At 58.5% G+C, this 21,398-nt stretch carries 19 protein-coding genes; 11 read left to right on the top strand and 8 right to left on the bottom strand.

Going from position 1 to position 21,398, the window contains the following annotated elements; translation table 11 throughout:
• Nucleotides 1–29: 29 nt before the first annotated feature.
• The 3 genes from CZ345_RS14855 to CZ345_RS14845 form a co-directional block, all read right to left on the bottom strand.
• A complete protein-coding gene (locus tag CZ345_RS14855) occupies nucleotides 30–1,214 on the bottom strand; it encodes an aldehyde ferredoxin oxidoreductase N-terminal domain-containing protein (protein ID WP_077073844.1) in 1,185 nt (394 codons plus the stop codon).
• Nucleotides 1,215–1,408: 194 nt separating this feature from the next.
• A complete protein-coding gene (locus tag CZ345_RS14850) occupies nucleotides 1,409–3,367 on the bottom strand; it encodes a sigma-54-dependent Fis family transcriptional regulator (protein ID WP_077073843.1) in 1,959 nt (652 codons plus the stop codon).
• Between the two features lie 335 nt (nucleotides 3,368–3,702).
• Nucleotides 3,703–4,098, bottom strand: a complete 396-nt coding sequence (locus CZ345_RS14845; RefSeq protein WP_077073842.1) for a GlcG/HbpS family heme-binding protein — start codon at nucleotides 4,096–4,098, stop codon at nucleotides 3,703–3,705.
• A gap of 511 nt (nucleotides 4,099–4,609) precedes the next feature.
• Here CZ345_RS14845 and hutW point away from each other — a divergent pair.
• The 10 genes from hutW to CZ345_RS14795 all read left to right on the top strand — a co-directional run bounded on the left by hutW (nucleotide 4,610) and on the right by CZ345_RS14795 (nucleotide 14,314).
• The gene (gene hutW / locus CZ345_RS14840) at nucleotides 4,610–6,040 is read left to right on the top strand and encodes a heme anaerobic degradation radical SAM methyltransferase ChuW/HutW (RefSeq protein ID WP_083717507.1); all 1,431 of its coding nucleotides are present in this window, start codon (nucleotides 4,610–4,612) and stop codon (nucleotides 6,038–6,040) included.
• Between the two features lie 117 nt (nucleotides 6,041–6,157).
• Nucleotides 6,158–8,371 carry a TonB-dependent receptor plug domain-containing protein gene (locus tag CZ345_RS14835; RefSeq protein WP_077073841.1) on the top strand — a complete coding sequence of 738 codons (2,214 nt, stop codon included), beginning with the start codon at nucleotides 6,158–6,160 and terminating at the stop codon, nucleotides 8,369–8,371.
• Nucleotides 8,372–8,455: 84 nt separating this feature from the next.
• On the top strand, nucleotides 8,456–8,998 hold the full coding sequence (locus CZ345_RS14830; protein WP_077073840.1) for an MptD family putative ECF transporter S component: 543 nt from the start codon (nucleotides 8,456–8,458) through the stop codon (nucleotides 8,996–8,998).
• Nucleotides 8,999–9,026: 28 nt separating this feature from the next.
• Nucleotides 9,027–9,761 carry an energy-coupling factor transporter transmembrane component T family protein gene (locus CZ345_RS14825; RefSeq protein WP_239446705.1) on the top strand — a complete coding sequence of 245 codons (735 nt, stop codon included), beginning with the start codon at nucleotides 9,027–9,029 and terminating at the stop codon, nucleotides 9,759–9,761.
• A gap of 24 nt (nucleotides 9,762–9,785) precedes the next feature.
• Entirely contained in the window at nucleotides 9,786–11,282 is a 1,497-nt protein-coding gene (locus CZ345_RS14820) for an ABC transporter ATP-binding protein (RefSeq protein ID WP_077073838.1), read from the top strand.
• The gene (hutX, locus tag CZ345_RS14815) at nucleotides 11,263–11,778 is read left to right on the top strand and encodes a heme utilization cystosolic carrier protein HutX (protein WP_083717505.1); all 516 of its coding nucleotides are present in this window, start codon (nucleotides 11,263–11,265) and stop codon (nucleotides 11,776–11,778) included. The genes CZ345_RS14820 and hutX overlap by 20 nt, the downstream gene beginning before the upstream one ends.
• 68 nt (nucleotides 11,779–11,846) lie before the next feature.
• A complete protein-coding gene (locus CZ345_RS14810) occupies nucleotides 11,847–12,362 on the top strand; it encodes a flavodoxin family protein (RefSeq protein WP_077073837.1) in 516 nt (171 codons plus the stop codon).
• Nucleotides 12,363–12,473: 111 nt separating this feature from the next.
• Nucleotides 12,474–13,103 carry a MotA/TolQ/ExbB proton channel family protein gene (locus CZ345_RS14805; RefSeq protein WP_077073836.1) on the top strand — a complete coding sequence of 210 codons (630 nt, stop codon included), beginning with the start codon at nucleotides 12,474–12,476 and terminating at the stop codon, nucleotides 13,101–13,103.
• Complete coding sequence (locus CZ345_RS14800) at nucleotides 13,096–13,488, top strand: ExbD/TolR family protein (protein ID WP_077073835.1); 393 nt, start codon at nucleotides 13,096–13,098, stop codon at nucleotides 13,486–13,488. The genes CZ345_RS14805 and CZ345_RS14800 overlap by 8 nt, the downstream gene beginning before the upstream one ends.
• 58 nt (nucleotides 13,489–13,546) lie before the next feature.
• Nucleotides 13,547–14,314 carry an energy transducer TonB gene (locus CZ345_RS14795; protein ID WP_144277383.1) on the top strand — a complete coding sequence of 256 codons (768 nt, stop codon included), beginning with the start codon at nucleotides 13,547–13,549 and terminating at the stop codon, nucleotides 14,312–14,314.
• 116 nt (nucleotides 14,315–14,430) lie between these two features.
• Here the strand turns inward: CZ345_RS14795 and CZ345_RS14790 are convergent, their stop codons facing one another.
• The 4 genes from CZ345_RS14790 to CZ345_RS14775 all read right to left on the bottom strand — a co-directional run bounded on the left by CZ345_RS14790 (nucleotide 14,431) and on the right by CZ345_RS14775 (nucleotide 18,395).
• Nucleotides 14,431–14,988, bottom strand: a complete 558-nt coding sequence (locus CZ345_RS14790; protein WP_239446704.1) for a metal-dependent transcriptional regulator — start codon at nucleotides 14,986–14,988, stop codon at nucleotides 14,431–14,433.
• Between the two features lie 15 nt (nucleotides 14,989–15,003).
• Entirely contained in the window at nucleotides 15,004–16,410 is a 1,407-nt protein-coding gene (locus tag CZ345_RS14785; protein WP_077073833.1) for an MATE family efflux transporter, read from the bottom strand.
• Nucleotides 16,411–16,587: 177 nt separating this feature from the next.
• The gene (locus CZ345_RS14780; RefSeq protein ID WP_077073832.1) at nucleotides 16,588–17,913 is read right to left on the bottom strand and encodes a replication-associated recombination protein A; all 1,326 of its coding nucleotides are present in this window, start codon (nucleotides 17,911–17,913) and stop codon (nucleotides 16,588–16,590) included.
• Nucleotides 17,914–18,158: 245 nt separating this feature from the next.
• Nucleotides 18,159–18,395, bottom strand: a complete 237-nt coding sequence (locus CZ345_RS14775) for a helix-turn-helix domain-containing protein (RefSeq protein ID WP_162274987.1) — start codon at nucleotides 18,393–18,395, stop codon at nucleotides 18,159–18,161.
• Between the two features lie 621 nt (nucleotides 18,396–19,016).
• Between CZ345_RS14775 and CZ345_RS14770 the strand changes: the two genes are divergently transcribed.
• Entirely contained in the window at nucleotides 19,017–19,454 is a 438-nt protein-coding gene (locus tag CZ345_RS14770; protein WP_077073831.1) for a hypothetical protein, read from the top strand.
• Between the two features lie 253 nt (nucleotides 19,455–19,707).
• On the opposite strand, the gene CZ345_RS14765 is transcribed toward CZ345_RS14770, so the two are convergent.
• Entirely contained in the window at nucleotides 19,708–21,396 is a 1,689-nt protein-coding gene (locus tag CZ345_RS14765; protein ID WP_077073830.1) for an L-lactate permease, read from the bottom strand.
• Between the last annotated feature and the right edge of the window lie 2 nt (nucleotides 21,397–21,398).

The raw sequence follows: 21,398 nt of genomic DNA, 5'->3' as shown, positions 1-21,398 counted from the left end.
AAGGCTCCTTGCCGTCCGTGAAGGGCGGGTTATTCGTTTTCCGCAGGCTGAAGGCCGGCCCAGTCGTTGAACGCCCTTTCCCTGCTGATGGTTTCCGCGCCCATGCGCAGAAGCGAGTCTCTGCTCCACTCGCCCCCGTAGACGGCGCGGGCGAGATCCGCCATGAGCGTCAGCGTCCGTTCCTGTTCTTCAGGAGGCAGGGCGTTTCGGCACAGACCCATGCTGTCGAAGGCGGCTCCGGCCTGCTCGAAGGCGGCGTCCTCTCCGGGGAAGACAGCATCTGCAGCATCCGTTCTCTCACGACAGCGTTCCATGAGGCGGCGGCGCAGCGCATCTTCATCGGCAAGGGAGAGTTCGCCGAATTCCGGGGAAAGACCGTCCGGGAAAAGGCCGAGATCGGTGCATACTCTTTCCAGACAGGGCGGCGGGGTGCTTTCCATGCAGGCCCGGCAGAGGCTGACCTGACCGTAGGGAGTATGTTCCAGATCGTTGTGGACTCTTGCACAGCGGAGCAGGCATGCCGTGTCGCGGCAGATGCTGTCCGCCCGGCCGCCTGCCGTTTTCTGCGGAAGAAGAGGCGCTCCGCCGCGCAGAACGATGGCCCGCAATCCTTTGGCGGCCATGACGGCGCTCAGGCCCAGGCCGGGGATATTCTTCAATATATTGTCGGAAGAACCGGAAACGAGCAGGGAAGCTTCGGGGCTCCCCACGGCGGCGGCATGTCCCCACGACATGATGCAGGCGTTGCCGCCGAAATGCCGGTGCAGGCCCTCGTTGAGGGCATAGCTGCCGAGCTCTTCATAAGATCCGGGAAGCAGTTCGCTTACGGGCTGCAGTTCGACGCGTCCCCTGTCCATGACGAGAACGTACTGTTTTTCCGTGGAGGGGCGGCCCTCGATGATGGCGAGGCGCATGTTCATGGAAGCCATGATCCGCGAGGCGCGGCTCATGAAGCGGAGTATCTGCATCTGCCCGGTGGAAGCGCTTTTCGCGCCGAGGAAAACTTCATCGAAGCAGGAAAGGGGGCAGCCTGCGAACATGCCCGAGGCGAGCACCAGCACGTTGCCGGGGCTGAGCGGATCGGCGCCCGGGTTCATCTCCGTATAGAGAACCTGGCTTATCAGCCCACGGCCGCCGAGCATCCATCGTTCCCTGGGGAGGTCGAAAACCCGGACGTTGCCGGTGGACATGTTGATGCGGGCGTAACGATACATGGACTGCTTCCTGTCTTTGAGAGTTGTCTCCTTAAAAGCAAGAAGCGTGCCAAAGTGAAAAAGTTTACGAAAGCATGATAATCCGGCAGGTTAGAAATATGTATCGCATGCCGGGGGGAGTGTCTCTTCGTCTCTTGGAGAGACATGTATCAGATAACATGTATCTCCAAGAGACATGAGGGGCGGAAAAAGGGCTATTTGTTCCGCCACATGTCGGGCGTCATGCCCATCTGCTTGACTTTGCGGTACAGAACGCAGCGGGCTATGCCCAGTTCCTGGGCGGCAAGACGCATGTTGCCCCGCGTCTGCCGGAGCATTTCCATGATGGTTTCCATTTCCTGCGCCTTCAGCAGATTGTTCCGGGATGCGGGCTGGGAATAGGATACCGGAGCTTCCAGAGAACGGCTCTGGAGAATATGGGCCGGAAGGTCGGAAACCTGAATGAGCGGCGAGGCGGAAATGTTGATGGTACGTTCTATCACGTTTTCCAGTTCGCGGACGTTGCCCGGCCATGAGTAGAGGGACAGGGCTTCCAGCGCTTCTTCGGTGAAGCCTGCGCCGGGCCTGCCCAGAGCGCGGGAGAACTTGTCGAGGAAGAAGGCGGAAAGCAGGCGTATATCCGTTTTGCGGTCGCGCAGCGGCGGAATGGTGATGGTGAGCACGTTGAGGCGGTAGTACAGATCGTTGCGGAAGGTTTTCTGACGCACGGCCTCCTCAAGATCGCGGTTGGTGGCGGCCAGCACGCGGATGTCGATGTGTTTTGCCGTGGTGCCGCCTACGCGGACGACCTCGTTTTCCTGCAGAAGGCGCAGCAGGCTTGCCTGAGCATCCAGAGGAAGTTCGCCTATCTCGTCGAGAAACACGGTGCCGCCGTCGGCCAGTTCGAACTTGCCGGGTTTGCCCTGCTTTCTGGCTCCGGTGAAGGCGCCGTCCTCATAGCCGAAAAGCTCGCTTTCCAGCAGCGTTCTGGGAATGGCACCGCAGTTCACCACCACGAAGGGACCTCCGCTTCGGGCGCTGGCGTTGTGAATGGACTGGGCGAAGAGTTCCTTGCCCGTACCCGATTCCCCCAGTACGAGTGTGGTGATGTCGCTTTGAGAGGCCCGTCGCGCAAGGCGTATCACTTCGCGTATGGCGGTGGAATCGCCCACGATGTTTTCAAAGGAATAGGCCGCGCCGGAACTCATCATGCGCGTGGCGTATTCGCGCATACGTTTGATGCTGCGCAGGGTGATGATGGAGCCTCCGTCTTCGATGGGAGCGCAGGAAACGGCGTACTGAAAAGCTCCGTGCGCCAGCTTGAGTGTGGTTTCCCTGTCGTTGATGCGTCTTCGTGCGGCGAGCATACCGTCGAGTCCTTCGCCGGAGAGGATGATTTCGCCAAGGTGCGCGCCCACGGGGTAACCGCTGCCGGTGGACGTTCCTGTTCCGAGCATGGCCCTGGCCCTGTTGTTCATGGCCCGGATGCGTCCTTCTCCGTCCAGAATGAGCACGCCTTCATCCAGAAACTCCAGCATGGCGTTCTGCTCCTTCAGAAGGAGACGGAGTCTGAGCTGTTCCGAAACGGCATAGGCCGCGGCCTCCACCATGCCTATGGTGTGCAGATGATGGTTTTCCACGTTGATGGAAATGTTGAGTATCCCCACCAGCGTGTTTTCGTTGTAGATGGGAGAGCTGCAGCAGCTCCATTCCGTGGCGTTGCCGTAGTAGTGCTCCGCGCCTATGATTTCAATGGCTCGCTGTTCCACGAGCCCCGTGCCTATGCCGTTGGTGCCGGAGTGTTCTTCCGTGGCAAAAAGCCCTTTCTGGAATACGGAGAGGGCGTTGATGTCCTCTTCATGGCCGACGATGTGCAGGATGAGTCCCGAGCTGTCGGCCAGCCCGATGACGCTGTGGGCTGCGCTGATGGAGGAGAAGAGTTTTTCCATGATGGGAACCGAGCTTTCCAGAAGTTCGTGGTTCCGCTTCAGGGCATCGGCCAGAAACTCGGGAGAAACGGGTTTTTCTATTCTGCGCCTGTCGGAACAGGCGCGGCAGCGTTCCCAGGAAGCGAGAATGAAGGGTCTCACCTGGGAGCGGTCGATGGGTTCGTATTTTTTAAAGGCTTCCCGAAGTGCCAGCAGGTTGTTGCAGGTAGGGTTTTCGCCGGACATATGTTCCTCCGTAAGACGAATGAGAGCGGATGAATACAGGGGTTATACACGCTCTTGAAGACAGCGCCCGGTTCGGCACGGATGAAGCGGGGAACGGCGCACACGCCGTTCCCGTTCTTGCAGATGCCGTTGACGCCGGAAGTTTTCCGCGGTCATCGTTCCCGGCGGACGCCGTTTCCTGCAGAAATGATGCAGACATCCGGGGTGGAATCTCACCTGGACATGTGTGATGCAAAACGGAACGGATTTCAATGAAATAGCTTGTTATGCCTGTGGGTTGAACTTTTTTTCATGCAAAGCTTCCGAGTGGGCGGAATGCTCCGCGCAAAGGTTCCTCAGGAAATGAGCATTGCCGCAAGATGCCGGGCGAGGGATTCGTCCTCTTCCGGGCGTCGTCCCGATACGGCGACGCCGCCCAGGATTTTTCCGTTTTCATCGCGCAGCGGCACGCCGCCCTGTACGGAAGTCATGAGTCCGTCGCCGAAGTCGGCAAGGGAGAGCTTTTCGCGCACCAGCCGTTCATGAAAGTCCGCCGTGCTCTGGCCCATGCGGGCGGCGGTATAGGCCTTGGCCCGTGCCATGGTGAAGGAACGGGAGGAGGAACCGTCCATCTGCGTATAGCCGAGGATGAAGCCGTGTTCGTCGGCTACGCAGGCGCATACGGGAGCGCCCGGCCCCGCCAGATGCGAAAGCTGCTGAAACGCGGAAAGAATGGAAGACTGTCGTATCATGGAAAACTCCTTGTCGCAGTACAGAGGTCGCGGCAGGAAAGCAGCCTTGGCGGCTGCGGGAATGCCTGCGCTGTAGGGGGAAAAGAAATGTGATAAAAAACACATGCAAAAGCCGTGCCATGAAAAATATACTATCATAAAAACGGGAAGAAGGCTGTGAAAAAGTCGGAACTGTATATTTTTTATACATGTATTAACGATACATGTATATGAATGATACATGACTGTGCCGCGGAGCGGAGAGTCTGCGGATTGTTGCATCCGTTTTCCGGCATATTTCGCCGTGGACGGCGTTTTCGACGGAAGCGGAAGTTCACCGGTTTCGGGGATTTTTTCCGGCGACTCTTTCTTCCCTCGCCCTGCCCGGATGCCGCCTGCGGCGGAATATGCACAGTGATCGACCTGAAAAGGTATTTTTAAGTTGACAATGAATTTCAATTTCCATATTACTCGAAAAAAAGTTTGAGCCGTATAACTTTTGTACGCCTCGCGAAAACTCAAAGAGGAACACATGAACGCCGCCAGAGAACAGATTCGGGAAGAGCGGATAGATTCCGAAGATATGCGCATGAACGGCATGGCCTTTACCGCTTCCGGGAAAGAGGGGGAGGCCTGGAGCCTGACAAAGTATTTCGCAAGGGAAGGGGTGGATCCGCTTTCCCGTGCCTTCGACGGGAAGATTGCGGTTCACCCCGGAGTGGGAGGGAACATGGTGGCTCCTTCCGATGTTGAGGGGAGCCTTGAGAAGCTTCTGGACGTCCCCCGCAGGGGAGACAGCGTGGCCTATATTCATGTGCCCTTCTGCGAAACGCACTGCCTGTACTGCGGTTTCTATAATCAGGGCTACAGCCGGGAAGAAAGCGCCCGCTATACGGATACACTCATCAGAGAACTCCGCCTGTGGGAAAAAAGACGCGCCCAGAACGAGGGGCCCGTCCATGCCGTGTATTTCGGCGGAGGCACGCCCACTGCGCTGGAGGCGGAAGACCTGGAACGTCTGCTGAAGGCCGTGCGCACGCATCTGCCGCTTGCCAACGACTGCGAGATGACGGTGGAGGGGCGGCTGCACAACTTCGGCCCGGAAAAGATGGAAGCCTGCTTTGCGGGAGGCGCCAACCGTTTTTCCCTGGGCGTACAGAGTTTCAGCACGAAGATACGCCGCACCATGGGTCGCCTTGCCTCGCAGGAAGAGGTGCTGCGCCGGCTGGAACTTCTGAAGAGCTACAATCAGGCCGCCGTGATTGTGGATCTCATTTTCGGTTTTCCCATGCAGAGCATGGACGTGTGGATGGACGACATCGCCGTCGCCTGTTCCGCGGAGCTGGACGGCATGGACTGCTACCAGCTCAACGTCTACGGGCAGACGCCCCTCGGCAGAGCCATCAGTGAGGGGCGGCTTCCCGCCTCCGCCGATGTTCCCATGCAGTCGGCCATGTTCGCCGCCGCGGTGAAGGAGCTTGAGAGGCGCTTTTACCGCCGCCTTTCTCTGACGCACTGGGCGCGCACCAGCCGCGAACGCAATCTGTACAATCTCAAGGTGAAGGGCAGCGCGAACTGCCTTGCCTTCGGCCCCGGTGCGGGCGGCAATCTCGCAGGCTGGTTCTACCTCAATCAGAGCAGCTATCAGACCTGGCAGGACATGGTGAACGCGGGCCGCAAGCCCGTCATGATGCTTACGCGGCCCGATCCTCATTTTTACTTTTTCCGCGCCGTGGCCGCGGCCATGGAACAGGGCTGGGTGGATCTGGCCGGGCTGGAACGGCGTTTTCAGGTAGAGGTGGTCGCCTCGCTTGCGCCTCTGCTGGAACAGTGGACGCGCGCCGGGCTTGTGGAAATGCGCGAAGGCGCGATGGTGCTCACGCTTGCGGGCCAGTTCTGGCAGGTGAATCTTTCCCAGCTTCTGCAGGATTTTCTGAAGCATACGCTGGATGAGCATAAGTAATGAACGGCGGCCCTTCCGGGAGGGCAGGGAAGGGTCGCCGCACAAGGTGCGACAAGGGGCGCGCCTTGCATATACGTCCGTTTCCCGAGGGGAAACGCCAACGAGAGGGATTGGATGATGAAAATGAAATCGACGACGTGGGCCGCGTCTTTCGCTGTTCTGGCCTGCGCGCTGTCCGGGGTTCCGTATGCCCATGCGGAAGACGCCGTGAAGGCGGGGGACGTGTACGTCACCGCCACCAGAGTGGAAAAGGAGCTGCAGCAGGTTCCCATGAGCGTGACCGTGATGACGGCCGAGGATGTGCGGCGTTCCGGCGCTCGTACCGTGGGCGAACTTCTGGAGGACGTGCCCGGCGTACAGATACAGAACGACGGTTCCCAGGGCCTCAAGCGCATATCCATCCGCGGTGAGGACGCCTTCCGTACGCTGGTGCTCATCGACGGGCAGAAGATTTCCGAGCACAAGTCCATGTCCGGTTCGCCCATGCTCATCGACGCCTCGCGTATCGAACGCATCGAAGTCATCAAGGGCCCGGCTTCCGTGCTTTACGGTTCCGACGCCATCGGCGGCGTGGTGAACATCATCACGAAAAAGGGTGGAGAGAAGCCCGTGGAAGGCGAGATCTGGACGGGCTACAGCGGTGCGTCCCGGGGTTTTTCCGAAGGCATGGCCGTGCGCGGCAATCTCGACGGTCTCAAGTACAGCCTTTCCGGCTCCCATTCCGATCAGGGAGACATCCATACGCCCGAAGGGGAGCTCGACAATACGAATTTCCGTCAGACCGACGCCTCGGCCTTCCTGAGCTACGACTTTTCCGAACACTTCACCATGGGCGCGGGCCTGGACTATTATAAGGGTTCCTTCAACTCCACGGCCATGAGCAACAATACGGACGGGAACCGCTTCTTCGTCAAGGTGCCCAAGTGGGCGCGCACCAAGTACTACATGTTCGCGGAAGGCCGGGACATAAGCGAGTATCTCGCCCGTGTTCGCTTCGACGCCTATTATCAGAAGAACGAAAAGGACATGCAGAACTATGTGGGCCAGGCCGTACATACCGGAGAGTCGTACTCCTACAACGGCATGCCCGTCACCATGAAGGGCGAGGGGCACGTCATCATGGACAACTACGCCCACAACATCATCCGCAGCAGGGGCGTTTCCCTCCAGACCGACTGGCAGCTCGGCGCGGATAACTACCTTGTTGCAGGCTATGAGCTGAACTACGACAGGCTCGATTCCGAAGGCCGTACCGACATGGATATGTTCCTGCCCTTCGGCAGCCCCACCATGGGGATGATAGGCAGATACGGCACCACCAAGTTCTACGACGGCAGCCAGCTCAATCAGTCGCTGTTCGCCTCCATGGAAAGCCAGCTTCCCGGAAATCTGGCCCTTACCTACGGCGTGCGCTGGATCCATGTGCGCACGGAACTGACCCGCGGCGATGAATACAGGACCGGCTATGCGGGCATGGGCATGATGATGGGCGACAAGGTGGTGGAAATGGCCATGTCGCACTACAACGGCGAGCGTTCCGGCGGCGCCGCCCTCGGCGACAGTTCCGAATCCCGTCCCGTGTTCAACGTGGGCCTCGTGTGGACGGGGATAGAAGACCTTGCTCTTCGCGCAAGCTGGGCGCAGGGCTTCCGCGTGCCGAACCTTACGGAAAAGTACATAGGCACGGCCATGGGCGGCGGCACCATTTACGGCAACCCGAACCTCGATCCCGAAACCTCCAACAACTTTGAAGTGGGCGCGCGCTACAATCACGGCGATCTGAATTTCGATCTGGCCTTCTTCTACTCCCTTGCCGACGATTACATCGCCTCCGTGCTCGTACCCGGCAGCAGCAGCGTCTACACCTACACCAATGTGGCCGACGCCAGAACTTTCGGTTCCGAACTGTCGGCAAGCTACCGTTTCGCCACGGCCTGGGGCGATTTCACCCCCTATGCCACGCTTACCTGGATGCGCCGTCAGTACGACGACGGCAACGGCTGGAAGACCTATGATACCGCCACGCCCGAATGGGTGAGCCGTTACGGCGTGCGCTATGCCAGAGCTCTTACCGAAACCGTGGATTTCCGTGCCGACGTGTACGGCCGCAGCCAGTCCGAAACCGTGTACCGTTCCGCCTCCGGCGCAAGCGACTACGATCTCGGCGGCTTCACCACGGCCAACATCGCGCTGGGCTTCGATTTCGGCAAGGAAAAGCGCTTCTCCGTGCTTACGGAAGTGCTGAACATTTTCGACAAGCGCTATCAGTATAATACGGCCATTCTTGAGCCCGGCCTCCACGCCAACGTGAAGCTGAGCTACAAGTTCTGAGAAAAGGTACGGCCGGGGCTGTCCCGGCCGTGTTCCCGCCGTGCCCGGCACGGCGGGATGTTTTCCTGACGAGAAGGAAGAACCATGACGCGATTTCTTTCCTGCTGGAGCGCCCGGGAACTGGTGGTCATCGGCGTGTTCGCCGCGGCTTCCAAGGTCGCCACGCTTCTGGTGGCGCTCGCAGGCGGGGGCATGAACCCCATAAGTCTCATGGGCAAGAACCTTGTTTTCACCACGCTTCTGGTGGTCATGCTGTGCAAGGTTCACAGACCGGGCACGCTTTTGCTCTTCACCGTCATCAACATCATCGTGAGCATGCTGCTGCTCGGCGCGAGCGTCACGCTCCTGCCGCCCATGCTCGTTGCCGCACTTGCGGCGGAAGCGGCCATGTGGCCGGGCCGTACGGCGGGCGGGGCCAGAAACGCGGTCATCGGCGCGGCGGTGTTCGACATCGTGAGCAAGGTGCTTTCCCTCGGCGTGTCGTGGCTGTTCCTGCGTGAAAACCCGGCCATGATGGTCATGGCGGTGCCTTTTGTGGCCATAGGCTACCTGGGCTCCGTGGGGGGACTTTTTTCCGGTGTACGGGCGGTAAGGGAGCTGCGCCATGCAGGCATCATTCATCAGTAGGCCCTGGGAAGGCAAAGGCGGGAAAGCGGTGGAAAGATCTGCGTTCGACGTGCGTTCCCGCATGTTCGTCACCCTGCTCAGTTCGGCGGTCACCATCGCCGTATCCTCCTTTGAGGGGCAGATGGTGCTATTTACGGTTTCCTTTCTCTATGCGCTTTCCCTGCGCCGCCTTCGCGCGCTGTTTATCGCATACGCGGTGCTGGGCGTCATGGCGGGCATCGCAACGCTCTTCACCTTCGGCATATCCTCTCTCATGCCGGCCATGCCCTTTTCCTTCAGGGGGCTTGCCGTGCCGTTTCTGCGCGGAGCCGTCATGCTGAACGTAGTGCTGCCCCTTGCGCTCACCTGCCGCATACAGGAACTGCTTACGGCGCTGAAAAGTCTGCGTCTGCCTTTCTGCATCTATATTCCCGGCGCGGTGATGATACGCTTCATTCCCACCTTCATGAACGACATCCGCCAGGTGGCAGAAACATTGAAGATTCGCGGCTACAATCTCGGTTTCGGGGAAATGTGCCGCCATCCGTTCATGATGCTGCGCCTTCTGTTTGCTCCGCTTCTGTTCCGTTCGCTGAGAACATCGGAGGAACTGGGCATTGCGGCGGAACTCAAGGGACTGGAGGCGGGCGGGCGCTTCGTGCCTTTCCGGGCGGGAGCATGGACGCGGCGCGATACCGTGCTTGTGGTACTGGCCGTGGCCGCTGCGGCGCTCGCCCTGTACTGCCATGCCGTATGGGGCGGCGAAAGCATGGGCATGCGCTGATGAAGGCCTGTGCCGGGAGAACACATGATACGCTTTGAAAACGTCACCTATACCTACCCCTTTTCCGATGCCTGCGCCGTGAAGGACATCAATCTGCATGTGCGACCCGGCGAGCTGGTGCTGGTTTCCGGCGAGAGCGGCTGCGGCAAGACCACGCTCATGCGCCTTGCCGACGGTCTCTGCCCCGGCTACTTCCGGGGAACATTGAAGGGGCGCGTGCTCATCGACGGCAGGGATACCTCCGCCATGCCGCTCAAGGATATTTCCCGCATGGTGGGCACGCTGTTTCAGGACCCGGAGCAGCAGTTCTTCGCCCTGGGGGTGGAGGACGAGCTTGCCTTCGTGCATGAATGGAGGGGCCTAGCCGCGGAGGAAACGCGGGAGAAGGTACGCCGCGCTGCGGATTCCTTCGGGCTTTCCCCCGTACTTCATCATTCCATTCATGAGCTTTCCGAGGGGCAGAAGCAGAAGGTGGGGCTTGCCTCCATTCTTTCGCAGGAGCCGCGCGCTCTGGTGCTCGACGAGCCTACGGCCAACCTCGACCCGGAAGCCACTGTGGAATTGGCCTGCCGTCTGCGAGCCCTGAAGGAAAGCGGCATGGCCATCCTGGTGGTGGATCACCGGCTGTACTGGCTGGAAGGCGTGGCCGACCGCGTGCTCGTCATGAAGAAGGGCGAGATATGCGCCATGGGGAATTATGCTCTTCTGGAAGACGAGGGGCTGCGTGCAGCCTGCGGCCTGCGCGACTGCCATGTGGAGGACGTGCGTCGCCTTCTGCCGGAGAACAGGCCCACGCACAAAGGGGAGAACGGAAGCGGCGAACGCGGCCTTCGTGTGGAAGAACTCTCTTTCGCCTACAAGGGGCAGGCGGATCTGTTTCATCAAGTCTCCTTTTCTCTTCGGCCCGGCGTGACGGCCCTCATCGGGGAGAACGGCGCGGGCAAGACCACGCTGGCCCGCCTGCTCACCGGGCTGAACCGGGCGAGGGAGGGGAGGTTTTTCATCGACGGCGCCGGTATTGCCCCGGAGGCGCTTCTCGGCCGCGTGGGCATCGTGCTGCAGAACGCCGATCATCAGCTGCACATGAAAACCGTGACGCAGGAACTGGAAGTCTGTCTGGAGCTGGCCCGCCGTCTGAGTGATGCCAAAGGGCTCTGCGGGGAAGAGGCTTTTTCCGTGGAGAGGCTTCTGGACATGTTCGGCCTTTCCCCCCTTGCGGGAAGACACCCGCAGTCGCTGTCCGGCGGAGAGAAGCAGCGCCTCGTCATTGCCTGCGCTTTTGCCAAGAAACCGGATGTCCTCATTCTGGACGAACCCACCAGCGGGCTGGACGGCGGCAACATGCTGCGCATAGCCCGGGCGCTGGAGCTTCTTGCCGAAAGGGGAGCCTGCGTGCTGGTGATTACCCATGATCTTGAACTTATGAAGCTTTCCTGTACGCGAGCACTGCGTCTGCCCCTGGCAAAGGGCGTCGGGGAGAGCGAAAAAAAGGAGATGCCCCATGAACGGTTCCTGCAATGACGTTTCTCTTTCTCAGGCGGTGAGTGCCGCCCTCATGCAGAAGAAGCCCTGGATGCTGTCTTCTCTTGCCCGGGAATTCCATGTTTCGGAAAAGGAGGTGGCCCGGGCTCTGCCCGGAGAGATGTGCGCCTTCACCGGCGGGGAAAACTTCACGCGGGTGTGGGAGGCCCTCGGCACATGGGAGAAGGCCACCTTCATCGTACAGCACGAAGGTCACGTCCTGGAAGTAAAGTGCCGTATTCCCGCGGGCAGGCCGGGACACGGCTATTACAACCTCATGGGAGATGAGGCTCTCGGCGGTCATATCAAGGCCGACGCCATAACGGATATCGCCTTCCTTTCCATGCCCTTCATGGGGCTGGAAAGTCATTCCGTGCAGTTCTTCAATGCGGAAGGCAGGGTGGTCTTCTCCATCTATGCCGGGCGCGAGAATCACGTCGTCATTGCCTCGGTGAAGGAATCCTTCCTGAAGCTCAGAAAAGACCTTGCCGCCTGAAGCGGCAGAGTTCCGCCTTTATGATGACGGCTCATTAATCACCATTTTTTTATTCCAGGAGATGATGCATGAAAACACTTGTTGTGTACTCCTCCCTTACCGGCAATACGAAGAAAGTGGCGCAGGCCGTATCCTCCGTTCTGCCCGAATGCGACATGTTCCCCGTGGAAGAGGCCCCCTCCTCGGTGGAAGGGTATGATCTGGTGGCTCTGGGCTACTGGGTGGACAAGGGCATGCCCGACGGCAGATCCCGCGCCTGGCTGGAAGGAATACGGAACGCGCGTCTGGCCTTTTTCGGCACGCTGGGGGCGTGGCCCGATTCCGACCATGCGAAAGAATGCATGAAAAAGGGCGAGGCGCTGGCCCTTGAGCCTGCCCGGGGCAACAGCGTATGCGGTTCCTGGCTCTGCCAGGGCAGAATCGATCCCAAGGTGCTGGAAGTCATGGCGAGAATGGCGGGCAACGTGCATCCCATGACGCCGGAGCGCAAGGCCCGCATCGAGGAGGCGGCCAGGCACCCCGATGACGGGGACTGCCGCCGCGCGCAGGAATTTTTCCGCAATATTCTGGATTCGCTGAAGTAACGGTTCCGCGCCGGGAGTCGTTCCGGCGCGGGAGCGGGTTTCGTTTTCATGGCCTTTTACCCATGTTCCCCCTGAAGGCAGGGCGGGCGCTGAGCATGGAGGGAGATGTTGATGAACTGGTCGGAAATATACGCGACCATAGGACCGGCGGGCGTGGTGCTGGCGCTGGTCGCCTGCGCGGGGGTGTACCTTGCGCTGAAGAGCTATGTGTTTCTTTTTCTTGTCTGGCGGGATTTCCGCAGGACCTTCCCTGAGCTGGAGAGGGAGGATGCCGCCGGTGAGTGCATGGACTATCAGGGGGATAACCCTCTCATCTGCATCGTGCGCGACATAGTGCAGACGCATTCGAGCCATTCGGAGGATATCCGCGCCGAGATAGCCTATCTGTTCCACCGCAATTTCGAACAGCTCACGCGGGAAATCTGCTATCTCCGGCTCATTTCCGTTCTTTCGCCCCTTCTGGGGCTGCTCGGCACCATTCTCGGCATGGTGACGGTGTTTCAGACCATAGGGGAGAACGCCGCTCCCGATACGGCCATGCTGGCAAACGGTATATGGGAGGCGCTCATCACCACCATCATGGGGCTTTGCGTGGCCATACCCGCGCTCATGGTCTACTATTTTCTCATGCTGCGCTTCAAGGGCTTCCATATAGAAGTGGTGGAATACAGTTACCGCGCTCTGGAATTCTGCCAGAGAAGAAAGAGCGGCGGCAGGCAGGGAGAAGACGACGATGTTTAATTTCGGTCTGGAAGAGGAACCGAGCATAGACCTTACTCCGCTCATCGACACCATTTTCATGCTGCTCATCTTCTTCATCATGACGACGACCTTCAGCAGGCCTGTGCTCGACATTATTCTTCCCGCATCCAGCGAGTCGGAAGCCTCTGCGGAAAAGCGCGAACAGGTCATTTCCATCAAGGCCGACGGGAGTCTCCATTATGAAGGAAGAAGGATAGACAAGTCGGAAGTGGATGCCATTCTTGCGGAAAGGCCGGAAGCGCTGCTCAACCTGTATGTGGACCAGAAGGCTCCTTTTGAAGCCTTCGTGGAAGTGGTGGATATAGCCAAAGTCAGAAAGGGGGGCCGCTTTGTCATCAGCACTCAGCCGGGCGCAGACAGGTAGCCTGACCTGCCCCATCCGTATGCTTTACGGCACGGAGGAACGGCGCCGGAGCAGAAACATGGCGGCTTTCGGCATGTTCGGCATGATGAGTCTGCTGATGGGGGCGGCTTTTCTTCTTCTTGCAGAGCGTACGCTCACGCTGCCTGCCGTCGAGGCCCGCAGGGTGTTCATGGTACAGGCGCATTTTAGAAGCGCACCGCCGTCGAAGGCGGAACAGCCGGAAATGAAGAAGATTCTGGCGCAGGAGTCGGATTTTCTCATTCCCGAAGAGCCCGAACCCGTGGTGGAAAAGCAGCCGGAACCTCAGGCGGTGAAGAAGCCCGAACCGAAACCGGAGCCGGAGATTGCAAAGCCCGTCAGGCCGAAGCCCGAGGTAAAACCCGCCCCGAAGCCGAAAGCAAAAAAAGTCCCCCGGCCCATACCGAAGACGGAGCAGGCGCTTCCCGCACGACCTGTGAAGGAGGCGGAAAAAACTTCCGCCGTTTCCGGCGGAACGGGTGCTTCCGTGCCTGCCGCGGCAGGTACGGAAAAGGTTGAGAACAACCGCAGAAGCGAGGTGCTCGCGGCCATTCTTCAGGTGGTGGAAAAGCATAAGCGCTATCCGAGGCAGGGGCGGCGCAGCGGTGCGGAAGGTACCTGCACGCTCATGGTGCAGGTCGGAGCCGACGGGCGCGTCGCCTCCTGTACTCTGGCCGGGCCTTCGGGCCGCGCCGTGCTCGATGCTGCGGCAAAACGCCTTGGAGAAAAGCTGCTGGGGCTGGATGTGGGGTCTTCCGGCAGCATCAGGGTGCTCATTCCCGTGCATTACCGGCTGACGGACCGTTGACGTACCGGAGTTACGTTTTTTCGGAAGGAGCGAAAGGAAAAGGCCGCGTATGGGCGCGGCCTTTTTCGTGTACGGAGAAAGCGTCATCGGCGGGCGCAGGAAGGCGCAGGGGATGCTCAGCGGTACTTGCGGGCAAGTTCCCGCACTTCGTCCTGATTGTCGAGAGAACCCATGTTCTGGAAGGTTTTTTCCATGGTGCCTATGAGGGCCTTGCGTTCCTTCTGATAGTCCTGCTGCCAGTTTTTCCAGAAGTCCCGGGTACGCAGGTACAGCACGAACTGCCCCCAGCGGCGGATGACGTGGGGCGGCACCACATGTTCCAGCTCACATGCCACGGCGTCGGCCTGATGTTCGTCCAGTTGAAGCACATGAAGGAAGAATTCCCGGAAGATGATGTGCCTGTGGGCGATGTCGCGGCCTATGGTACGTCCCTGTTCCGTCAGATGGATGAGGCTGTAGGGCTCGTATTCCACAAAGCCCATGGACTTGAGAACCTTGAGTGTGCTCGTCACGGTGGAGCGGCTTACCCCGGCGGCGTCGGCGATGGAGCTTGCGCGTGCCGCGCCTTCTTTTGCCTCTTCCAGAAAGATGATTTCAAGGTAGTTTTCCAGCGCAGGGGAAAGGGCCTTCCTTTCCGCGCGGTCATCCCGTTCTTCGGGGAGATGTTCCATCATGATGCCTCCGGGCTTTCACGCAGTGTGCCGTTTTCGCAGGCCATATTCAAGCCATTTCTTCCCGCGGAAAAGTTTCAGAGTCCAGAGAAAGGCTGCCATCTGTCCGGCAAAGCCCGCGGCGTATACGCCGAAGGCTCCCATGTTCAGCCCTATGCCGAGGGTCAGCGCCAGAGGAATGCCCACCGCCCAGCAGGTGACGGCTCCCACACGGCAGGAAAGAACGGTGGCGCCTGCTCCGGAAAACAGGCCGTTGAGTACGCCCGTCATGCCGACGAAGGGACCGGACAGGCAGGCAAAACACAGAAAGAGCGAAGCCTGCTCCAGCACGTTTGCATCGCCGGAGAAAAATCCGGCGGCGGGAGCACGCAGAAGCCAGAGCAGCAGCGAGGGCGGTATGAGGACGAGCGCCGTGGTCACGGCCATCCTGCGGCCGAAGTCGTGCAGCTCCTCGCGCCTTCCTCCGCCCAGAAGATAACCGGAGAAGATGACCATGGACATGTTGAATGCTCCCAGGGGAAACATGAGAAGGGAGTGTACGCGATTGCCCACGCTCATGCCCGCAAGGATGTTCGTGCTCTCAGGCAGAAGGCCTATGATGGCGAGGGTGACGAGGCTCCCCGTCTGCGTGATGATGTGTCCCGCGGCTGCGGGCATGCCCACCTTGAAGAGATAGGGCATGGCTCGCCTGTTCCATTTCCAGGGGGCGAAGGCGGCGCGGCGCAGAATACCGTAACGGCGCGCAAGGATGAGATTTCCGGCAAGACCGGCCAGCGCGCTTGCAAAGGTGGTCCATGCTATGCCCGCCGCTCCGAATGCGGGCAGACCGAAGAAGCCCAGACCGAAGCCGAGATCGCCCAGCATGTTGACGGATGCCATGAGGCAAAGCGTCATCAGCGGCAGCAGTACCTTTTTATAGGCCCGGAAAATGGAATTCACCATGATGAGCACATAGTAAAAGGGAAGCTGGCAGCAGTAGGCGGTGAAAAACACGGAAAGCGCCGGGCGAAGTTCGCCGGAAACGCGCATGGCCGAGAAGATGAGAGGCTCGCCAAGCAGGGCGAGGCCTGCCACCGCCGTGCCCATGGATGCGGAGAGCGTGATGATGAGCCCGGCGTAGCGGTTGGCGCGCACGGCAAGCCCCGCTCCCAGAGACTGACTCACCGTGGCCATGCAGCCGCTGGCAATAAGGGAGGTGATGAGCATGAGCAGCGCGAAGATCTGTGTTACCACTCCCGTAGCTGCCTGTACGTCCGTTCCGAGCCTGCCCGCAGCCCATACGTCGGTCATGGAAATGACCAGATGGCAGAGCATGAGTCCCATCTGCGGCAGCGTGAGCCGGAAGATTTCGCCGCGTGAGGGCAGAGCGCCGGAAGGCGGACGGGACGGAGCGGAGCTGCCGGAAGTGGGGGGAGTAGCGCTCATGCAGGTGACCTGTACGGAAGAAGATAAGGTTTTTCCACCGTAGAGTGAAATATGATATTTGTCAAATAAAGTTATAAGAGTAAAACTTTATATGTGTTATTTGTTGCCCGTTTTCCTCATGATACGGAGAGGCCCGCTGCCGGGAAAGACCGCAGAAGGTATGCGCGCATGAGGTTTTCAGGATTTTTCCTCATGTTCTTTTTTCCATGCCCTTATCTGTTCCAGTCTGTTTTTGACGCGGCTCTCCAGCCCCTGTTCCGTAGGGTGGTAGTAGGTTCTGCCGAGCAGGGAATCGGGCAGGCAGTGCATGGCCGTCAGCCGCTCTTCGGTATCGTGGGCGAACTGATAGCCCTTGCCGTAGTCGAGTTCCTTCATCAGTCTGGTGGGAGCGTTGCGGAGGGCCAGAGGTACGGGGTCATCCAGCATGGAAAGGGCGTCTTTGCGGGCGCAGGCGTAGGCTCTGTCGACGCTGTTGGACTTGGGCGCGACGGAAAGGTAGATCACGGCCTGCGCGAGATGTACGCTGCATTCGGGCATACCGAGAAAATGGCAGGCCTGCCATGCGTCTATGGCCACGCCGAGAGCGTGGGGATCGGCAAGCCCCACGTCTTCGGAGGCGAAGCGCGTGATGCGGCGCGCCACATACAGCGGGTCTTCTCCCGCTTCCAGCATACGGGCCAGCCAGTAGACCGCCGCATCCGGGTCGGAATTGCGCATGGACTTGTGCAGCGCGGAAATGAGGTTGTAGTGCTCTTCCCCCTTTTTGTCGTACAGAAGCGATTTGCGGGCCGTGCACTGTTCCAGCGTGTTTCTGCTGATGAAGGTCCGATTTTCCCCGGTCTCCGCGTTGAGGGCCGCCATTTCCAGCGTGGTGAGGGCGGAGCGGGCGTCGCCGTTGGAAAAATGGGCCATCTGTTCAAGGACGCCTTCTTCCACCTCGATGTGCTGTTCGCCGAGGCCTCGCGGATCGGTCAGTGCGCGGGAAAGCAGCGCCGTAATATCTTCGGGGGAAAGGGGCTGAAGAACGAAAACCTTGCAGCGGGAAAGCAGCGCGCCGTTTACCTCAAAGGACGGGTTTTCCGTGGTCGCACCGATGAGGATGATGCTGCCTTTTTCCACAAAGGGCAGAAAGGCATCCTGCTGGGCCTTGTTGAAGCGGTGTATCTCATCCACGAAGACAATGGTGCGGCTGCCGTACTGGAGGTTTTTCTCCGCCTGCTGCATGACGGCGCGTATTTCTTTGATACCGCTGGTCACGGCGGAAAAGTCGATGAACGAGGATTTCGTGCGTCCGGCGATGATGCGCGCAAGCGTGGTTTTGCCTACGCCCGGAGGCCCCCAGAAAATCATGGAGGAAAGCCTGTCGGACTCGATGAGGTTCCGCAGCACCCTGCCCTCGGCAAGCAGATGCCGCTGTCCGAAGAATTCTTCCAGCGTGCGCGGCCTCAGCCTTGCGGCCAGAGGCTGTGTGTCTTTCTGATGGAAAAGGGAATGCTGTTCCATATCCGCCTCCCGGCATGATGCGCCATTCTATCGCTATCCGCGCCGGGAGAAAAGTGATCTGGCCGGAGGGAAGACGCACTTACGGAATGCGATGCATACAAGGACGTCCTGCAGCAATGCCGAAGGAAAGAACCAGCGGTTCTCTTCTGCCCTCCTCGGATCAAGGAAGAGAATACAGTATCGGCCATGAGCGATAAGGAAGGTTCACGCTCCGTGGGAACGGACGGTGCTGCGGCATGGAGGGACTAGGATCGCCATTCGTCAAGAAGTGATATAAGTTCGGTCAGCGATATGTCTAATCCCTTAGCCAGCTTTTCCAAAGTGGACAGCGTAGGCGAGGAGGGGGCTTTTCCTTCCAGTTTTTGCAGATATTTATAGTCAAGTCCTGCTCGCTGGGCGAGTTCTTCCTGCGTCAGACGCTTGTCACGACGCAACTGCTTCAGCGTTTTGGCAAAGGCAAGATCAATACTGGACATTGACATGTAATACTGGTCAATGGCAAAACATAAACACCGCATATATACGGTGTTTATGGGCGGGATATTTTTAGACCCTCAAAGTCTTCGGCCAGTACCATTCTGGTTGCGCTGGGGCGTCGTCCTCCCCTTGGTATCGAGTGCTCGCTGATTTTTTAGGTGTTTTTTGTAGTTGAGGAGATTTTTCAGTAGAAGAAATATCGAAAAAGTACGCATTATGAAGAAAATGTACTGTGAAAATGTATTTTTATAAAATGTAATAAAATGTTGCAGAAACGCCGTTCTGCGTTGCCATGAATTTATAATAATTCATAATATGGTATGTAAACTGGTATGATATTTGTCGTAAATGATTATGTGTCAAATTTTTATATGATATATGGATCGATATATAAATGTTATAATATAAAAACAAAAAGTTTATAATTTGAATGAATTTATTTTATATAAAATATAATTTTTTATAAGATGATTTTTCATTCGTATATCAATACGTCGATTTTTTATGATGCGTAAATAGTAGTAAGAAAATAATGTTGGAATAAATTTTGACACAATATTTTTTGACTCATATTTTTGTGCTGGTACAGACTCTATGATAAATCATTTTTCTTATGGTGAAGTATTATGCTGTTCAGAAACAAGGATATGACATGGAAGTCGGTGTCGGATTTTACGCTGGAAAAATGTAATGAAAGCTTGATGGATAGTTTTATAGAAGATATTGATCTGGATGAAATCATCCCCAGAGAAAAAGAGCTCTCATCCGCGGTGAGAGCGGAGATCTCCTCAATTAATTACGCAAAACTGTTTGTCGACTACTTCTGTAAAGCCATCGAAAATTCTATAAAAAATATCTGCAGCGACAGCAGAACGGATATTCTGTATCTGTTCAGAAACGATTCTGCCGTGCTGAAGAAGCTGTACACCTGTTATACCCATACGTATCATGCCCTGATGGAGAGGGGGGGCCGGGAGAAAAAGGCCCCGGGAATAGCCTGTCTCGGCATGGAGGACTTTTCCCGGGTCATCGATGTCCTGATCAGCTATCGTCTTTTGAGGTAAACGGTTTTCGGCAGGACTTGCAGGCTGCGCAAGGTCCGGGCTCATGGGGACTGTGCTCCGAAGGGATGAGGAAGGGCTTTGTTTTTGGCTGAGGCCGCTTTTTTTTCGTTCTTTTTCCCGTACTTTTCTCTGACGGCGAAAGTCCCGGTGCGTCCCGAGTCCCGGCAGTTTCCGAAGCTGTGCCGGGAGCTGTCTCATCCGGGACAAAAAAGGCCGCCCCGGAGGGCGGCCTTCATGGCGGGGAAAAGAAGCCTTACATGAGGATGAAGGCCACGATGCCCACGGAGATGCCGTAGAGGATGAACGGGCTGACCGTACGGCGCAGGATATCGCCTTCCTTGCCGATGAGGCCGAGCACGGCGCAGGCGGCCACGATGTTGTGGATGCAGATCATGTTGCCCATGGCGCCGCCGGCGCCCTGAGCCGCCACGATGATGAAGTGCTGGGGCACGGTGTAGCCGAGGGTTCTGGCCATATCCCACTGGAAGTTGGCGAAAAGCATGTCGGACACGGTGTTGGAACCGGTGATGAAGGCGCCGAGGCCGCCGACATAGGAGGCCAGAGCGGGCCACGCGCTGCCGGCGAGGTCGGCCAGGCACTGGGCGAGGGCCATGGGCATGGAAACGTGGTTGGTGGCTTCGCTCACGCCCGTACCCTTGAAGATGGACACCAGCGCCACGGCGGCGAGCAGGGAGATGGTGGGGGCCTTCATCTTGACAAAAGCGGTGGACCAGGCCTTGCTGACCTTGTTGGTGCCGATTTCGTCGTCACGCAGCATACCGTGCAGGAAGATGGTGATGATGGAAACCAGAATGAAGGGCACCGTGCCGGGCAGGTTCATGAGGGCGATGTACGCGCCCACGCCTTCCTGACCGAGAATGTTGGAAGCGCCGATGTTGAACATGGGGTCGGTGACGATGGGCTTCAGATGGAAGGCGGGCACGCGGGTCACCACGAGGATGAGACCGCAGAGCACATAGGGCAGCCACGCCATGACCTGGCTCATGTGTTCCTTGTATTCCGTCACGTCGGAAGGCTTGATTTCACCGATCCAGTCGGGGTCCCACTTGTCGCTGGAATCAAAGTCCCAGGTTCCCTCGGGCACGCAGATGCCCTTCTGGGTAAGCTTCACGAGCACGCCGAGGCCGATGATGCCGCCGAGCAGGGAAGGCAGTTCGGGACCGACGGTCCAGGCGAGGATGAGGTAGGGCACGCCGAAGCACACGGAGGCGAGCAGGCAGTACTTCCACGCGGCGAAGCCTTCAGCCCAGGACTTGTTCTTGCCGTAGAAGCGCGTCATGAAGCCCAGGAGGAAGATGGGCAGGATGAAGAGCATGGGCAGGTGCATGAGGGTGACGTATTCGCCGATGGTCTTGTACACGACGGCGGGATCGCCGACGTTGAGGGCGCTCATGGCGAGGGATTCAATGGACTTGAAGCCCTGAAGGACGGGGGTGCCCACGGCGCCGAAGGTAACGGGAATACTGTTGAAGGCAAGGCAGATGACCGCGGCGCAGAGGGGAGGGAAGCCGAGGCCGAGCAGCAGAGGGGCGGCAAGAGCGGCGGGGGTGCCGAAGCCGGCCGCGCCTTCAATGAAGGCGGCGAACATGAAGCCGATGATGATGGTCTGCACGCGCCGGTCGGGGCTGATTTTCTTCATGCCGGCCTGAATGGTTTCCATGGCTCCGCTGTAGGTGAGCGTGTAGTAGATGAGCAGAGCGCCGAAAACGATGATGAGCACGCCCGCTGCGGTGATGAAGCCTTCAAGCGTGAGGGCGATCACGCGGATGAGCGGAAGCTGCCATACGATGATGGCGAGAATCGCGCCCGTGGCCCAGGCCAGCGGCATGGCACGCATGGACGACCAGCGCAGGCCGGCCATGAGAATCAGCGCCACGAGAAGCGGTGCGACGGCAAAAAGTGCCAGCAGTTCAATGTTCATAT

This window comes from Mailhella massiliensis (assembly GCF_900155525.1).
Taxonomy (GTDB): Bacteria; Desulfobacterota; Desulfovibrionia; order Desulfovibrionales; family Desulfovibrionaceae; genus Mailhella; species Mailhella massiliensis.
The sequence above is the reverse complement of the archived record's forward strand: the minus strand, read 5'-3'. Positions and strand labels throughout refer to the sequence as shown.

Excerpts from the sequence above, each read along its gene's own strand:
- CZ345_RS14855 (WP_077073844.1), bottom strand. The coding sequence starts at position 1,214 with ATGTATCGTTACGCCCGCATCAACATGTCCACCGGCAACGTCCGGGTT.
- CZ345_RS14850 (WP_077073843.1), bottom strand. The coding sequence starts at position 3,367 with ATGTCCGGCGAAAACCCTACCTGCAACAACCTGCTGGCACTTCGGGAA.
- CZ345_RS14845 (WP_077073842.1), bottom strand. The coding sequence starts at position 4,098 with ATGATACGACAGTCTTCCATTCTTTCCGCGTTTCAGCAGCTTTCGCAT.
- hutW (WP_083717507.1), top strand. The coding sequence starts at position 4,610 with ATGAACGCCGCCAGAGAACAGATTCGGGAAGAGCGGATAGATTCCGAA.
- CZ345_RS14835 (WP_077073841.1), top strand. The coding sequence starts at position 6,158 with ATGAAAATGAAATCGACGACGTGGGCCGCGTCTTTCGCTGTTCTGGCC.
- CZ345_RS14830 (WP_077073840.1), top strand. The coding sequence starts at position 8,456 with ATGACGCGATTTCTTTCCTGCTGGAGCGCCCGGGAACTGGTGGTCATC.
- CZ345_RS14820 (WP_077073838.1), top strand. The coding sequence starts at position 9,786 with ATGATACGCTTTGAAAACGTCACCTATACCTACCCCTTTTCCGATGCC.
- hutX (WP_083717505.1), top strand. The coding sequence starts at position 11,263 with ATGAACGGTTCCTGCAATGACGTTTCTCTTTCTCAGGCGGTGAGTGCC.
- CZ345_RS14810 (WP_077073837.1), top strand. The coding sequence starts at position 11,847 with ATGAAAACACTTGTTGTGTACTCCTCCCTTACCGGCAATACGAAGAAA.
- CZ345_RS14805 (WP_077073836.1), top strand. The coding sequence starts at position 12,474 with ATGAACTGGTCGGAAATATACGCGACCATAGGACCGGCGGGCGTGGTG.
- CZ345_RS14800 (WP_077073835.1), top strand. The coding sequence starts at position 13,096 with ATGTTTAATTTCGGTCTGGAAGAGGAACCGAGCATAGACCTTACTCCG.
- CZ345_RS14795 (WP_144277383.1), top strand. The coding sequence starts at position 13,547 with ATGGCGGCTTTCGGCATGTTCGGCATGATGAGTCTGCTGATGGGGGCG.
- CZ345_RS14790 (WP_239446704.1), bottom strand. The coding sequence starts at position 14,988 with ATGATGGAACATCTCCCCGAAGAACGGGATGACCGCGCGGAAAGGAAG.
- CZ345_RS14785 (WP_077073833.1), bottom strand. The coding sequence starts at position 16,410 with ATGAGCGCTACTCCCCCCACTTCCGGCAGCTCCGCTCCGTCCCGTCCG.
- CZ345_RS14780 (WP_077073832.1), bottom strand. The coding sequence starts at position 17,913 with ATGGAACAGCATTCCCTTTTCCATCAGAAAGACACACAGCCTCTGGCC.
- CZ345_RS14775 (WP_162274987.1), bottom strand. The coding sequence starts at position 18,395 with ATGTCAATGTCCAGTATTGATCTTGCCTTTGCCAAAACGCTGAAGCAG.
- CZ345_RS14770 (WP_077073831.1), top strand. The coding sequence starts at position 19,017 with ATGCTGTTCAGAAACAAGGATATGACATGGAAGTCGGTGTCGGATTTT.
- CZ345_RS14765 (WP_077073830.1), bottom strand. The coding sequence starts at position 21,396 with ATGAACATTGAACTGCTGGCACTTTTTGCCGTCGCACCGCTTCTCGTG.